Genomic DNA, 14045 nt, shown 5'->3' with positions numbered 1-14045 from the left:
AGGCCGCGGTGCCCGTTCTGCAGCCCTTGGTCCAGCCTCTGGTCCAAGGCTACCTGGACCACGTGCGCTACGAGAAGCGCCTGGCCACCCGCACCCTGGCCCTCTACACCGAGCACCTGACCCGCCTGCAAAGCCTGGCCGACGCGGCGGGCCTGGCCCTGCCGGCCGTGCCCCCGGCCCAGGTGCGCCGCTGGGCGGCCCAACTGCATGGGGCCGGCCTGGGCGGGCGCAGCATCGCGCTGGTGCTGTCGTCCTGGCGCGGTTTCTACGCCTGGCTGGGGCGCGAAGGGCTGATCACCAGCAACCCCGTGGCCGATGTGCGCGCGCCCAAGTCCCCCAAGCCCTTGCCCAAGGCCCTGGGGGTGGACGCGGCAGTGCAACTGGCCGAACACGACAACCCCGACGACGACCCCTGGCTGGAGGCGCGCGATGCCGCCATGGTCGAGCTGCTGTATGGCTGCGGCCTGCGGGTCAGCGAGCTGGTGGGGCTGGACGTGCAGGCCAGCGCCGAGGCGCACCAGCAGGGACGTGGCTGGGTCGATCTGCGCGAGGCCGAGGTGCACGTCATGGGCAAGGGCAGCAAGCGGCGCAGCGTGCCGCTGGGCCGCGCCGCCCTGCAGGCGCTGCAACGCTGGCTGACGCTGCGCGGCGGCGCGGGCGCCGGTGCCGCCAGCACCCAGCCCGCCCTGTTCATGGGGCGCCATGGCACCCGGCTGACCCCGCAGTCGGTGTGGCAGCGGCTGCGCCGGCGCAGCCTGCAGGCCGGGCTGCCGGCCGCGGTGCACCCGCACATGCTGCGCCACTCGTTCGCCAGCCATGTGCTGCAGTCCAGCGGCGACCTGCGCGCCGTGCAGGAGCTGCTGGGCCACGCCAACATCAGCACCACCCAGGTCTACACCCGGCTTGACTTCCAGCACCTGGCCAAGGCGTATGACGCGGCCCACCCGCGGGCCCGCAAGGGCGGCCCGGCCAAAAAAGAGCCGCAGAGCAAGCCCGAGCGCTGAGGCCGGGGGCGGCTCAGTCCAGCGTCTGCCGATAGCGCAGCAGCGCCAGGGCGCCTGCCACGCCCAGAAAGGCCAGCAGCGGCCACACCTCGGGCCAGAGCTGGGCCAGCCCATTGCCCTTGAGCAGGATGCCGCGCACGATGCGCAGGAAGTGCGTCAGCGGCAGCACCTCGCCCACATGCTGGGCCCACACCGGCATGCCCCGGAACGGGAACATGAAGCCCGACAACAGCATCGAGGGCAGGAAGAAGAAAAAGGTCGCCTGCAGTGCCTGCAACTGGTTGCGTGCCAAGGTCGAGAAGGTGAAGCCGACGGCCAGGTTGGCCAGCATGAACAGGCCGATCATGGCCATCAGCAGCGCAAAACTGCCCACCATGGGCACCTCGAACAAGGCCCAGGCCGCCGCCAGGATCACGCTCAGCTGCACATAGCCCAGCAGCACGTAGGGCAGGATCTTGCCCACCATCACCTCCAGCGGGCGCACCGGGGTGGCCAGCAGGTTCTCCATGGTGCCGCGTTCGCGCTCGCGGGTCATGGCCAGGCCGGTCAGCATCACCATGGTCATGGTCAGGATGGTGCCGATCAGGCCCGGCACGATGTTGTAGCGCGACAGGCCCTCGGGGTTGTAGCGCTTGTGGATGCGCAGCTCGAACGGGGCCGCCCCCGGCCGCAGCGACTGCAGTGGCCCCACCAGCTCATGCTGCAAGGCCGTGGGCGCCAACTGGCCCAGGGCCGCCACGGCGTTGCTGGCCGCCGAGGGGTCGGTGGCGTCCACGCTCACCAGCAGGGCCGGGTGCTCGCCCCGCACCAGGCGGCGCGAGAAATCCGGCGCAATCACGATCAGGAACTGCACCTCGCCGTCTTCGATCAGGCGATCGCCTTCGCCCTCGCTGGCGGGCTGCCGGGTGATGTGGAAGTAGCCCGTGTTCTGCATCGCCGCCACCAGGCTGCGCGCGATGGGGCTGGCATCGGTGCTCACCAGGGCCGTGGGCAGGCCTTTGGGATCGGTGTTGATGGCGTAGCCGAACAGCACCAGTTGCAGAATGGGCACCCCCACGGCCATGGCAAAGGTGGGCCGGTCGCGCAGCATCTGCTGGCATTCCTTGATGAAGATGGCCAGCATGCGGGCCAGGCTGAAGCGGCGTTCGCCGCGGGCGTGGTTCATGCGGCCTCCTGGGGGCTGTTGGGGCCGAAATTGTCGGCCGCCCGCCCGATCAGGCTGATGAACACATCCTCCAGATCGGGCTCGGCCGGCGCCCAGCGCAGGTCGGCGCGGTGCTGCCAAGGCGCGATCGCCGCCTGCAGCCGGGCCGGGTCGCGGCCCGCCACATGCACCGACTGGCCGAAGGCCGCCACGCTGAGCACCCCCTCGGCGGCTTTCAGGGGCGCCACCAGGGCGGTGAGGTCGGCGCCGGCCGCCAGCCCCTGCACCGACCACACGCACAGGCCTGAGTCGGCCACGATCTGCGGGGCCGTGCCGCGCGCCAGCACCTCGCCATAGGCGATGTAGACCAGCTCGTGGCAGCGCTCGGCCTCGTCCATGTAGTGGGTGGACACCAGCACGGTGATGCCCTCGGCGGCCAGGCGGTGGATCTCGTCCCAGAAGTCGCGCCGGGCCTTGGGGTCGACGCCGGCCGTGGGCTCGTCCAGCAAGAGCAGGCGGGGCTCGTGCAGCAGGCAGGCCGCCAGCGCCAGGCGTTGCTTCCAGCCCCCCGACAGGGCGCCGGCCAGCTGCTTCTGCCGGCTGGCCAAGCCCAGGCGTTCCAGCGCCTGATCGACCCGTTGGCGGCGCCGGTCCAGCTCGAACAGCCGGGCCACGAAGTCGAGGTTCTCGCGGATCGACAGGTCCTCGTAGAGGCCGAACTTCTGCGTCATGTAGCCCACCTGCCGCTTGATGGCCGCGGCCTGCTGCCGGATGTCCAGCCCCAGGCACTGGCCCTCGCCGGCATCGGGCGTGAGCAGCCCGCACAGCATGCGGATGGTGGTGGTCTTGCCGCTGCCGTTCGGCCCCAGAAAGCCGCAGATGCGCCCAGGTGCCACCTGCAGGTTCACCTGGCGCACCACCTCGCGACCGTTGTAGCGCTTGGTCAGGCCACGCACATCGATGGCCCAGCGGGGGGCGTCCGGCCCGTCCTGCCCGTCCGGCGCCGGGTTCATGGCCTGGCCTCGGCGCTCACGTCCACGCGCACATCGAGCGGCTGGCCCGGCGGCAGGCGCAGGGCATCGGCGGGGGAGGGCAGGGCCTCGACCAAAAACACCAGGCGCGCGCGCTGGCTGTTGGAGTAGATCACCGGCGGCGTGTATTCGGCCTGGGGCGAGATGTAGCTGATGCGGGCCGCCATGGGCGCGCCGCAGCCGTCGCAGCGCAGGCTCACGGCCTGCCCCGGGGCCAGCGCGCCGCGCTGCGCCTCGGGCACGTAGAAACGGGCCTTGCGCCGCTCGGGGGGCAGCAGGGCCAGCACGGGCTGCCCGGCATTCACGTACTCGCCCACACGGAAGAAGGTGTCGGCCACCAGGCCGGCGGCCGGGGCGTATTGCTGTGCTTGCTGCTCGCGCCACAGGGCCTGCTCGCGGGCTTGGGCGGCGGCGCGGCGGCTGGCCTGGGCGGCCGCCTGCTCGTCGCTGCGGGCCGGCAGCCGGGCCACGCGCAGGGCTGCCTGCAGCTCATCCACCCGGTCCTGGGCCTGGCGGGCGGCCGTGGCCGCGTCGTCCAGGCGCGAGCGAGAGACAAAGGACTGGTTCACCAGCTGCTGGTTGCGTTGCCATTCGGTCTGCGCCCGCTCGGCCTGGGCGCGGGCCTGGGCCAGCTGGGCTTCGGTCACGGCGATCTCATCGCGCCGCCGGCCCTTGGCGCTGTCGTCGGCCTGGTGGCGCGCCGTGTCCAGGCGGGCATCGGCCTCGGCGCGGGCGGCCTGGGCCGGCTGGTCGTCCAGACTGAACAGCAGGGCCTGGGCCGCCACGTTCTGGCCTTTTTGCACCGGCAGCGCGCGCAGGGTGCCGGCCACGGGGGCGGCGATGTAGACATAGTCGCCCTCCGCATAGCCTGACCAGGCGGGCTCAGGGGCGGGCTGGCAGGCGCCCAGCAGCGTCAACAGGCCGCAAGGCAGGGCCAGACGCCAGGCGAAGTGTCTGAAGGGGTGGGCAAGGGCGGGCATGGGGCATTCTGGTCGTCGTGTCCCGGCGCGGGCTTGATGCATGTCAAGTGCTGCTGGGGCGGTGGCTTAGCCCAAACTTAAGCGCGCTGCGCCGGGCGTTCTGACCCACCGCGCCGGCCCCATACTGCGGCCGAGCAGACGAATGGCCCCACCGAGGGGCGGTCTGCCGAGAAAGGCAAAAACACCATGTGGCATTGGCTCCGATCCAACCGTTCCTTCCTGTTGCTGCTGATCGGCTTCGGCCTGTTCCGCACCGCCGTGGCCGACTGGAACCCCATCCCCTCGGGCTCCATGCGCCCCAGCCTGCTGGAGGGCGATGTGGTGCTGGTCAACCGCCTGGCCTACGACCTCAAGCTGCCGCTGACCGATGTGGTGCTGGCCCACCTGGGCGAGCCGAGGCGCGGCGATGTGGTCACCTTCTCGTCACCGCAGGACGGCACCCGCCTGATCAAGCGCCTGGTGGCCCTGCCCGGCGATGTGGTCGAGATGCGCGATGAGGTGCTCTGGATCAATGGCGAGCAGGCCCGCTACGAGCAGGCCGAGGCCTTGACCGAACCGGTGCAGCCCGGCGTGCAGCGGCCCGCCACCCGCCTGACAGAGTCCATCCAGGGCCACCAGCGCCGGGTGCAGTGGCTGCAGGGCGTGTCGGCGCGCTCCAGTTTCGGCCCGGTCACCGTGCCCGAGGGGCAGTACCTGATGCTGGGTGACAACCGCGACAACAGCGCCGATTCGCGCTACATCGGCTTCGTGCCCAGGGCCTTGCTGATCGCCCAGGCCCGCGGCGTGCTGGTGTCGGCCGACATCCTGGGGCATTGGATGCCGCGCTTCGAGCGCTTTGGGCAGCGTCTCTGATGGGGTGAAAGTCCAAAAGTCATCCAGCCGCGTCCGTGCATCCCTTGATCATTGATTGCTAATCCAGGCCAAATCAATCTTGCCCGCTGAGTTTTCAGTGGGTGTATTTCAGTCTGAAGCACCAAGGATGATTTCTCTTCCCATCAGGGGGTGTTCGTGCCAACCGTTTATTCCGACGTTGAGGGCCTGGACGGAAGTGCCAAAGTCGTCAGCCAGCCGTGTACTGCGCTGCGCCAGCATTGTTCGGGGATGTCACCGCCCCGCCATTGGCGCGAAGGTGCCAAGGTCCTGGGCCATGCCGAAGCCTTCTCGGTCATCGAGTGACACCGCCTTGAAACGATTCCTTCCATGGGCTGCCCTGCTGGGCTTGGCGGTTTCTGCACAAGGCGCAGACCTGGCGCACTGCCCGGACAGCATCCGGGCGAGCGTGGCGCCCACCGGCCACACCGCTCTCCCTTCTGGTGCCCGGTTGATCGCGGCAACCGAGCCGCAAACCCTGAAGGTTCAGGGGGTCAGTCTGTATGCCGGGCCCCCAGAAAACCTCGCGGTGCTGGTGCCGGAATACCGCCGGACCAAGACGGGCAATACTGAGCGCTGGCGCTTCGAGGGCACGTTCCCGGACGGGAAGTACGGCGTGTGCTCCTATGCCGATGGCTTGGTTGGCGTGGCGCTGCGTCTGCCCGATGAGATCACCTTCTGTGTCGCTGAATACCGTGAAAAAAAGCGGTTCAAGCTGAGCTGCCAATGAGACCGTGTTTCAGGTCTCCCTCGGCCTAGGCTTGGCCTTGAACAGGCGTTGAGAGGGGTTGAGCGGTTGTTTTTAAAGATCGAGCGGTAAAAGGGCGGACAATTCCGCCCCATGAAAACGATTCGACTGCGCGAAGGCAAGGAGCGCTCGCTGCTGCGCCGCCACCCCTGGATTTTTGACTCGGCCATTGCCAAGGGCGGTGGCGACGCCGGTGAGACCGTGCGCGTCGAGGCCTCGGACGGGCGCTTCCTGGCCTGGGCCGCCTTCAGCCCGGCCTCCAAGATCAAGGCGCGGGTCTGGAGCTTTGACGAAACCCAGCGCATCGATGCCGCCTTCATGGGCGCGGCCATCAAGCGCTCGATCGCGGCGCGTGCCTGGTTCGATGTGCAGAGCAATGGCATCCGCCTGGTGCACGGCGAGTCGGACGGCCTGCCCGGCCTGGTGGTCGATCGCTACGACGACACCCTGGTGGCCCAGTTCGGCACCGCCGGCATGGAGCGCTGGAAAGACGTGCTGGCCGACGCTCTGCTGCGTGAAACCGGCCTGAGCAAGCTCTACGAGCGCTCGGACGCGAGTTCGCGCGCGCTGGAAGGACTGCCCGAGGCCACCGGCTGGCTGCGTGGCGGCACCTTGGCCGACGGCCAGCCGGCGCCCACCGGCATCACCCTGCGTGAGCACGACTGGCAGCTGACGCTGGACGTGGCCGAGGGCCACAAGACCGGCTTCTACCTGGACCAGCGCGACAGCCGCAAGCGTTTTGCCGAGGTGACCCGCCAGCGCCAGTTCGGCAGCGTGCTCAACTGCTACTGCTACACCGGCGGTTTCACCGTGGCGGCGCTGTCGGGCGGCGCGGGCCATGTCACCTCGATCGACTCCTCGGCCCCGGCCCTGGAGCGGGCCCGGGCCCATGTGGCGCTGAATGGGTTTGCCGCCGAACGCGCCGAGTTTCTGGATGCCGACGTGAATGCCTCGCTGCGCCGTTTCGGTGCCGAAGGGCGCAGCTTCGACGCCATCATCCTGGACCCGCCCAAGTTCGCCCCCACCGCGGCCCATGCCGACCGGGCCGCCCGCGCCTACAAGGACATCAACCGCCTGGCCTTCAAGCTGCTGGCGCCCGGGGGCGTGCTGTTCACCTACTCGTGCTCGGGCGGCATCAGTGCCGATCTGTTCCACAAGATCGTGGCTTCGGCGGGCAGCGACGCCGGGGTGGACGGCTACATCACCGAACGCCTGGGCGGCGCCCCGGACCACCCGATGACCATCGCCTTCCCCGAGGGCGAGTACCTCAAGGGTCTGGTGGTGGTGCGGCGCTGAGCCCGACCCTTGTCCGGCAGGGCTTGAAAACCGGGGCTAAACTCCTCAGATCAGGGGTTTGGCGCGGGTGTTGCATGCGCCCGGCGCGCCCGTCGCGTCCGCCCCAAGGCCCTGCGCTTGCCGCCGTTGCCGCCGCCGCTGCCTCACCTCCGCCGTCTCTCATTTGCTGAAAGTCCTGTCATGGCCCTCATTCCCGTCACCATCCTCACCGGTTTTCTGGGTTCCGGTAAAACCACCCTGCTCAAGCGTGTGCTCACCGAGGCGCATGGCCAGAAGATCGCCGTGATCGAGAACGAGTTCGGTGAAGAGAACATCGACAACGACATCCTGGTCAGCAACACCGAAGAGCAGATCATCCAGATGAGCAATGGCTGCATCTGCTGCACCATCCGCGAAGACCTGCGCGAGACCCTGCAACTGCTGGCCGCCAAGCGCCGCAAGGGCATGCTCGATTTCGAGCGCATCGTGATCGAGACCACTGGCCTGGCCGACCCCGGCCCGGTGGCGCAGACCTTCTTCATGGACGAAGAGATTGCCGAAACCTACCTGCTCGACTCCATCCTGACCCTGGTGGACGCCAAGCACGCGGCCCAGCAGCTCAACGACCGCCAGGAAGCCCGTCGCCAGGTGGGCTTTGCCGACCAGATCTTCATCAGCAAGACCGACCTGGTGGCGCCCGAAGAGGTCGAGGCCCTGAAGCATCGCCTGGCCCACATGAACCCGCGCGCCGCCCAGAAGGCCGTGCATTTCGGAGAGGTGGCGCTCAGCGAGGTGTTCGACCTGCGCGGCTTCAACCTCAACGCCAAGCTCGACATCGACCCCGACTTCCTGAAGGAAGACGACCACGACCACCACCATGATCACCACGACCATGCCCCGGGCGAGGCCTGCAACCACCCCTCGCACCAGCACGGCGGTCATGGCCATCACCACCACCACGATGACGACGTGAAGAGCTTCGCCTACAAGGCCGAGCGCCCGTTCGACCCGGCCAAGCTGGAAGACTTCCTGGGCGCCATCGTCAACATCTACGGCCCGCGCATGCTGCGCTACAAGGGCGTGCTCAATATGCAGGGCACCGAGCGCAAGGTGATCTTCCAGGGCGTGCACCAGCTGATGGGCAGCGATCTGGGCCCGCAGTGGGGGCCGGACGAAGCCCGCATCAGCAAGATGGTGTTCATCGGCATCGACCTGCCGCGCGACATCTTTTTGCAAGGGTTGGAGCAGTGTCTCGTCTGAGTTCGTGACTCGATCGTCATTCCGTATCAAAAATGCAGCAGATGGGCTTGCCTGAGCGGGCAAAAGCCCTAGACTTGCGTCTTTTTGCGGGGGCGGTGGCTCATGAATGTCTCGATTCTGCAACGGTTGACGGCGCGCGGGCGCATCCCTATACAATCGCGCCCCGGTCAAAGAGCGGTCCTGCGCACCGGCTCTTTCAAGCCGGCACGCGGGCTTGAGGCGATGGCGCCGGCCTTGCGAGGAGACAGTCTTTGAAAGCCCCTGCCAGCAAAACCAAGACGGCAGCACCCGCTGTGGCCAAGACGGCCAGCGCAGCGGTGAAGGCGGCAAGCCCTCCGGCACCCCCGGAAGCGGCCAAGACGGTGACTCGCAAGTCGGCCAATCCAGCGTCAGCCGCGCGTGCCGGGAACGAGGTTCCTGCCCCCGCCGAAGATGGGTCTCCGCAGCGCAGTGCGCGCCCATCTTCCAGACTGACCCAATTAACCGTACCATCCATGGCCACGGCCTCAGCCGTGGCGTCTACCGCCGCCAAAGCCAGCTTTCTCAACACCATGCCTACGACAATGAACGCTTCGCCCGCCCTTTCGGCGATCAAGAAAGACCCCAAGCTGGCCAACAACTGGAAGACCAAGTCCGTTGACCAGCTGACGGACGAAGAAGTGCTCGCCATGCCCGACAGCGAGTACATGAACGAAAAGCAGACGGCTTTCTTCCGCCTCAAGCTGACCCGTCTCAAGCAGGACATGCTGAACAATGCCGGTGAAACCACCGAGCACCTGCGCGAGGACACCGTGGTGGTGCCCGACCCGGCCGACCGCGCCACCATCGAAGAAGAGCACGCTCTCGAGCTGCGCACCCGCGATCGCGAACGCAAGCTGCTCAAGAAGATCGAGCAGTCGATCGCCCGCATCGATGCCGGCGACTACGGCTACTGCGACGAAACCGGTGAACCCATCGGTGTCGGCCGTCTGCTGGCCCGCCCCACGGCCACCCTGTCGCTTGAGGCGCAGCAGCGCCGCGAGCTCAAGCAGAAGATGTTCGGCGACTGATCCTGCGTTCGCCCTGGCTTTGCAGCTGGCGTTCCGATGACCAAAGAAGATCCCTCCGGCCTCTTGTCCAAGGTGGTGCGCTTCGTCACGAGCCCGACCACCAACTGGGGTGACCTGAACCAGCCGGAAGAGGATCGTGACAGCGTCTACAACAAGCAGGCGCTCAAGGAAATGATCGAGCGCAAGCGGCGCAACGACTTTGTGCGGCGCCGCGAGTTCGACCAACTGCGCAAGCTGCGCAAGCGCGAAGCCCTCAACCCCCCGGTCGATCCGGCGCGCCCCTCGTTCTTCCAGAGCAGCCTGGCTTCGCGCATCGAAGACCGTGCGGGCACCCTCAAGAAGATCGACGAGATCGAGGCCCAGATGTCGATGCAGTGGTGGCGTGCCAAGCAGGGGCAGCCGCCGCCGGGTGCCACCCCGGCCGTGTCGCCCAATGCGTTTGCGCCCACCCGCCCCTTGGGCATGGACTCGGCCGCTGCACCCCTGGCCGCCGAGGGCTCGCCAACCCCCGCCCCCATCCCTGCCCGCAAGCCGCAGGTGGCCCCCTCTGACGCCATGCCTTTGAGCATGCCCAGCTCGACGGTCAGCACCTCGATGCTGCGCAACCTCACCACCCAGCCGGGCAGCCTGTTGCCCGGCACCGTGTCCGTGGCCACGCGCTGGGATGCCACCCAGCCCGGCACCCATTTCCCGGCCTTTGCCCCCACGGCCGTGCAGCCTCAGGGCGCTTCCGGGCCCATCGATTTCAGCGCGACGCAGCCCTTCATGCCCGAGTCGCTGGTATTTGTGCACCTGCCCGAGCTCGAAGAGGCGGCCATCCGCTACGCCAATGGCGATTTCGAGGCGGCTGAGTCGGCCTTGCTGGAGTTGTTGCGACAACCCAGTCTGATCCGGCGCGAACCGCTGTGGATGGCCTTGTTCGATCTGTACCGCTCCACCGGTCAGCAGGATCGCTTCGACAGTTCTGCGATCGACTTTGCCGGCATCTTCGGCAAATCCGGCCCCTTGTGGGGGCACTGGTCGGACGAGAGCGGGCGGGCGCGTCAGCACAGCTTTGACGTGGCCGACCAGGCGCCGGGCTACCAGTGGATCGCGCCACCGGTGCTGACCCCGACGGTGCTGTCGGCCCTGCAGGTCGCGCTGGAGCGTGCCGCCTCGCCCTGGTTGCTTGACTGGACGCGCCTGAGCCACATCGAGCCGGCTGCGGTGGACCCACTGGCCGATCTGGTGGCCGACTGGGCCAGTTCGCGCGTGCGCCTGCGCTGGCAGGGGATGGCCGTGCTGGACGACCTGCTGCGGGCGCAAACCCCTTCCGGCCAGGCCGACGTGCCCCAGTCCTGGTGGCGTCTGCGCATGGAGTCCCTGCGCCTGCTGGGGCGTGCCGAAGAGTTTGAGCTGGTCGCGCTCGATTACTGTGTGACCTACGAGCTGTCGCCGCCGTCCTGGCAGGCGCCGTATTGCGAATGCCTGGTGGTCACGGGTGATGGCGCTGCGCTGGAGTCCCATCCCACCCCGGGCGCGGCCTCTGGCGCGGCATCGCGTTTCCAGACCGAGTTCGCCTCGACCGCCTTGGTGGGCGAGATGTCCCAGATGGACACCGGCATGGGCGCTTCTGCGCCGATTTCGGTCGCGCTGTCGGGCGAGGTGACCACGGACGTCGAAGGCACCCTGCCTGTGCCCTTGCCGGGGTACCAGATTCCGCGCGTGCTGGTGGTCGATTGCGCCCGCCTGGTGCGCATCGACTTCCTCGCGGCCGGCTCGGTGCTCAATTGGGCTGCCGCCCGGCAGGCCGAGGGCACCCAGGTGCAGTTCCAGCACCTGAACCGGCTGGTGGCGGTGTTCTTCAATGTCATCGGCATCAACGAGCATGCCAAGGTGATGCCCCGGCAGGATTGATCCCTCCCGTCCCGTCGCCCAGGCGCGCGGGCTGACCAGCGGCACGATGATTGGTTGTTGACCGGTTGCAAATCGGCGCCGCGCCCTTATTTCAGAACCCTATGGAACAATTTCACGGAACGACCATCCTCAGCGTGCGTCGGCAAACCCCCTCTGGCGTGCTGGTGGCCATCGGCGGCGATGGCCAGGTGACCCTGGGCAACATCGTTGTCAAAGGCACGGCCCGCAAAGTGCGCAAGCTTCACCACGGTCGCGTGTTGGCCGGCTTTGCCGGTGCCACCGCCGACGCTTTCACCCTCTTCGAGCGCTTCGAGGCCAAGCTGGAAAAGCACCAGGGCCACCTGGTGCGTTCGGCCATCGAACTGACCAAGGAGTGGCGCACCGACCGCGTGCTGCGGCGCCTGGAGGCCATGCTGGCCGTGGCCGACCGGGAGGCCTCCTTGATCATCACCGGCAATGGCGATGTGCTGGAGCCCGAGCAGGGCATCGTGGCCATCGGCTCGGGAGGCTCCTATGCGCACTCGGCCGCCAAGGCCCTGATCGAGAACACCGACCTGCCGCCCGAGCAGGTGGTGCGCAAGTCGCTGGCGATCGCCGGCGAGCTGTGCATCTACACCAACATGCACCACACGATCGAGACCCTCGACTGATCAGCCCGTTTCAGCCCGGCCAGCCCCAGGCGCTGGCGGGCGGCCCCCCAGGATCTGCCCATGTCTTCCATGACCCCCCAGGAAATCGTGTCCGAACTGGACAATCACATCGTCGGCCAGGCCAGTGCCAAGCGCGCAGTCGCGATTGCGCTGCGCAACCGCTGGCGCCGCCAGCAGGTGGATGCCAAGCTGCGCCCCGAGATCACCCCCAAGAACATCCTCATGATCGGCCCCACCGGCGTGGGCAAGACCGAGATCGCGCGCCGGCTGGCCCGCTTGGCCGACGCTCCCTTCATCAAGGTCGAGGCCACCAAGTTCACCGAGGTGGGCTATGTCGGCAAGGACGTGGACTCCATCATCCGTGACCTCGCCGAGGTGGCCGTCAAGCAGGCCCGTGAAACCGCCAAGCGCCAGGTGCGCACCCGGGCCGAAGACGCGGCCGAAGACCGCATCCTCGACATCCTGATCCCGCCGGCCCGACCGGTGTTCGGCAGCGAGCCGACCGAACCCGTCCCCGACGGTGCCGCGCGCCAGGCCTTCCGCAAGAAGCTGCGTGAAGGCCAGCTGGATGACCGCGAGATCGAGATCGACCTGGCCGACAACAAGCAGCCCCTGGAGATCATGGGCCCGGCCGGCATGGAGGAAATGACCGAGCAGCTGCGGGGCATGTTCAGCCAGATGGGGCAGGGCAAGCGCAAGACACGCAAGCTGCGCATCGCCGATGCGTTGCGCCAGCTGGTCGACGAAGAGGCTGCCAAACTGGTCAACGAAGAAGAGATCCGGGCCCAGGCCCTCAGCCACGCCGAGCAGAGCGGCATCGTCTTCATCGACGAGATCGACAAGGTCACCTCGCGCAGCGAAGGCAGCGGTGCCGAGGTGTCGCGCCAGGGCGTGCAGCGCGACCTGCTGCCCCTGGTGGAAGGCACGGCCGTGTCCACCAAGTACGGCATCATCAAGACCGACCACATCCTGTTCATTGCCTCGGGGGCCTTCCACCTGAGCAAGCCCAGCGACCTGATCCCCGAGTTGCAGGGGCGCTTCCCGATCCGCGTCGAACTGCAGTCGCTGTCGGTCGAGGATTTCGAGGCCATCCTGGTGCAGACCCACGCCTCCCTGGTCAAGCAATACCAGGCCCTGCTGGCCACCGAGGGCGTCACCCTCGAATTCACCCCCGAAGGCATCACCCGCCTGGCCCAGACGGCATTCCAGGTCAACGAACGCACCGAGAACATCGGCGCCCGCCGCTTGTCCACCGTCATGGAGCGCCTGCTCGATGAGGTGAGCTTTGACGCGGCCCGACTGCAGGGCCAGACCGTGCGCATCGACGCGGCCTTTGTCGATGCCCGTCTGGCCGAACTGAGCCAGGACGAGGATTTGTCGCGTTACATCCTCTGACAATTCGAGCCCGGTTTCACAGCTGGCCCGTCATGGGCCGCTGCGCGTTGCCTGGCTTCACTGGAGCTTCACAGTTCACTTTCAGAGCCTGAGCTAAGTGCTTCATCTGGAACGATTTTTGGCCGCCGACGACTTTCGGTTTGGTCTCTAAGTCCTTGATTTCATTACAAAAAATTGTGGCAAGTCCCCTTGCGGCGTGAGCATTTCCTGCTACAGTGGAAAAAAGTGCAATTAAGTGGTGAAAAGTGCCTTCAAAAGCTGTTTTCGCCACCTGAGCGCCGGAAATCAACCTGGGGTGTGCTGTCGTGTTTCAAGGGGCTTCGTCTCTGAGTCTGGATGCGAAGGGCCGGCTTTCTGTGCCGACCCGGCATCGTGACGTCCTGAGCGCGACGGCTGCGGGTCAACTGACCATCACCAAGCACCCCCATGGCTGTCTGATGATCTTTCCGCGTCCTGAGTGGGAGAAGTTCCGCGAACGCGTGGCCGAGCTGCCGATGTCCGCCCAGTGGTGGAAGCGCATCTTTCTGGGCAACGCGATGGACGTCGAGATGGACGGCACCGGCCGTGTGCTGGTGTCGCCCGAACTGCGTCAGGCGGCCGGCATCGCCAAGGACACCATGCTGCTGGGCATGGGCAATCACTTCGAGCTCTGGGACAAGGCGACCTACGACGAGCAGGAAGCCAAGGCCATGCAGGGCGAGATGCCCGAGGTCTTCAAGGACTTTTCTTTTTGAGGCCCCTCG

The 14045-nt window shown here is 67.3% G+C and carries 14 protein-coding genes; 10 read left to right on the top strand and 4 right to left on the bottom strand.

What is annotated here, in order from left to right; genetic code table 11:
- Positions 1-8 precede the first annotated feature (8 nt).
- The gene (locus tag L880_RS0114255; RefSeq protein ID WP_051443323.1) at positions 9-1004 is read left to right on the top strand and encodes a tyrosine recombinase XerC; all 996 of its coding nucleotides are present in this window, start codon (positions 9-11) and stop codon (positions 1002-1004) included.
- A 13-nt stretch (positions 1005-1017) separates the two neighbouring features.
- Here L880_RS0114255 and L880_RS0114250 read toward each other — a convergent pair whose 3' ends face one another.
- Genes L880_RS0114250 through L880_RS32410 form a run of 3 tightly spaced genes read right to left on the bottom strand, consistent with a single transcriptional unit; the run spans position 1018 to position 4159 of the window.
- Positions 1018-2169, bottom strand: a complete 1152-nt coding sequence (locus L880_RS0114250) for an ABC transporter permease (protein ID WP_027476251.1) — start codon at positions 2167-2169, stop codon at positions 1018-1020.
- Positions 2166-3161 carry an ABC transporter ATP-binding protein gene (locus L880_RS0114245; RefSeq protein WP_027476250.1) on the bottom strand — a complete coding sequence of 332 codons (996 nt, stop codon included), beginning with the start codon at positions 3159-3161 and terminating at the stop codon, positions 2166-2168. The genes L880_RS0114250 and L880_RS0114245 overlap by 4 nt, the downstream gene beginning before the upstream one ends.
- On the bottom strand, positions 3158-4159 hold the full coding sequence (locus L880_RS32410) for an HlyD family secretion protein (protein ID WP_084461307.1): 1002 nt from the start codon (positions 4157-4159) through the stop codon (positions 3158-3160). Before L880_RS32410 ends, L880_RS0114245 begins: the two co-directional genes overlap by 4 nt.
- Positions 4160-4345: 186 nt before the next feature.
- On the opposite strand from L880_RS32410, the gene lepB reads away from it, so the two are divergent.
- From lepB to hslU, 8 genes are all read left to right on the top strand, one after another.
- Entirely contained in the window at positions 4346-5011 is a 666-nt protein-coding gene (lepB, locus tag L880_RS0114235) for a signal peptidase I (RefSeq protein WP_027476249.1), read from the top strand.
- Positions 5012-5342: 331 nt separating this feature from the next.
- Complete coding sequence (locus tag L880_RS0114230; protein WP_157462876.1) at positions 5343-5759, top strand: STY0301 family protein; 417 nt, start codon at positions 5343-5345, stop codon at positions 5757-5759.
- A gap of 111 nt (positions 5760-5870) precedes the next feature.
- On the top strand, positions 5871-7073 hold the full coding sequence (locus L880_RS0114225) for a class I SAM-dependent rRNA methyltransferase (RefSeq protein WP_027476247.1): 1203 nt from the start codon (positions 5871-5873) through the stop codon (positions 7071-7073).
- A 180-nt stretch (positions 7074-7253) separates the two neighbouring features.
- Positions 7254-8312: a CobW family GTP-binding protein gene (locus L880_RS0114220; RefSeq protein WP_027476246.1), complete on the top strand. Its 1059-nt coding sequence runs from the start codon at positions 7254-7256 to the stop codon at positions 8310-8312.
- 251 nt (positions 8313-8563) lie between these two features.
- Positions 8564-9361 carry an RNA polymerase-binding protein DksA gene (dksA, locus tag L880_RS34980; protein ID WP_084461305.1) on the top strand — a complete coding sequence of 266 codons (798 nt, stop codon included), beginning with the start codon at positions 8564-8566 and terminating at the stop codon, positions 9359-9361.
- 36 nt (positions 9362-9397) lie between these two features.
- Positions 9398-11257: an STAS domain-containing protein gene (locus L880_RS0114210; protein WP_027476244.1), complete on the top strand. Its 1860-nt coding sequence runs from the start codon at positions 9398-9400 to the stop codon at positions 11255-11257.
- A 101-nt stretch (positions 11258-11358) separates the two neighbouring features.
- The gene (hslV, locus tag L880_RS0114205; RefSeq protein ID WP_019574112.1) at positions 11359-11907 is read left to right on the top strand and encodes an ATP-dependent protease subunit HslV; all 549 of its coding nucleotides are present in this window, start codon (positions 11359-11361) and stop codon (positions 11905-11907) included.
- Between the two features lie 60 nt (positions 11908-11967).
- Entirely contained in the window at positions 11968-13302 is a 1335-nt protein-coding gene (hslU, locus tag L880_RS0114200; protein ID WP_027476243.1) for an ATP-dependent protease ATPase subunit HslU, read from the top strand.
- A 16-nt stretch (positions 13303-13318) separates the two neighbouring features.
- Here the strand turns inward: hslU and L880_RS35635 are convergent, their stop codons facing one another.
- Complete coding sequence (locus tag L880_RS35635; RefSeq protein ID WP_157462874.1) at positions 13319-13591, bottom strand: hypothetical protein; 273 nt, start codon at positions 13589-13591, stop codon at positions 13319-13321.
- Between the two features lie 16 nt (positions 13592-13607).
- On the opposite strand from L880_RS35635, the gene mraZ reads away from it, so the two are divergent.
- Complete coding sequence (gene mraZ, locus L880_RS0114195) at positions 13608-14036, top strand: division/cell wall cluster transcriptional repressor MraZ (protein WP_027476242.1); 429 nt, start codon at positions 13608-13610, stop codon at positions 14034-14036.
- Positions 14037-14045: the final 9 nt, after the last annotated feature.

The organism is Curvibacter gracilis ATCC BAA-807 (assembly GCF_000518645.1).
GTDB lineage: Bacteria > Pseudomonadota > Gammaproteobacteria > Burkholderiales > Burkholderiaceae_C > Curvibacter > Curvibacter gracilis.
Note: the sequence above shows the minus strand (reverse complement) of the source record. Positions and strands in the feature narration are given on the sequence as shown.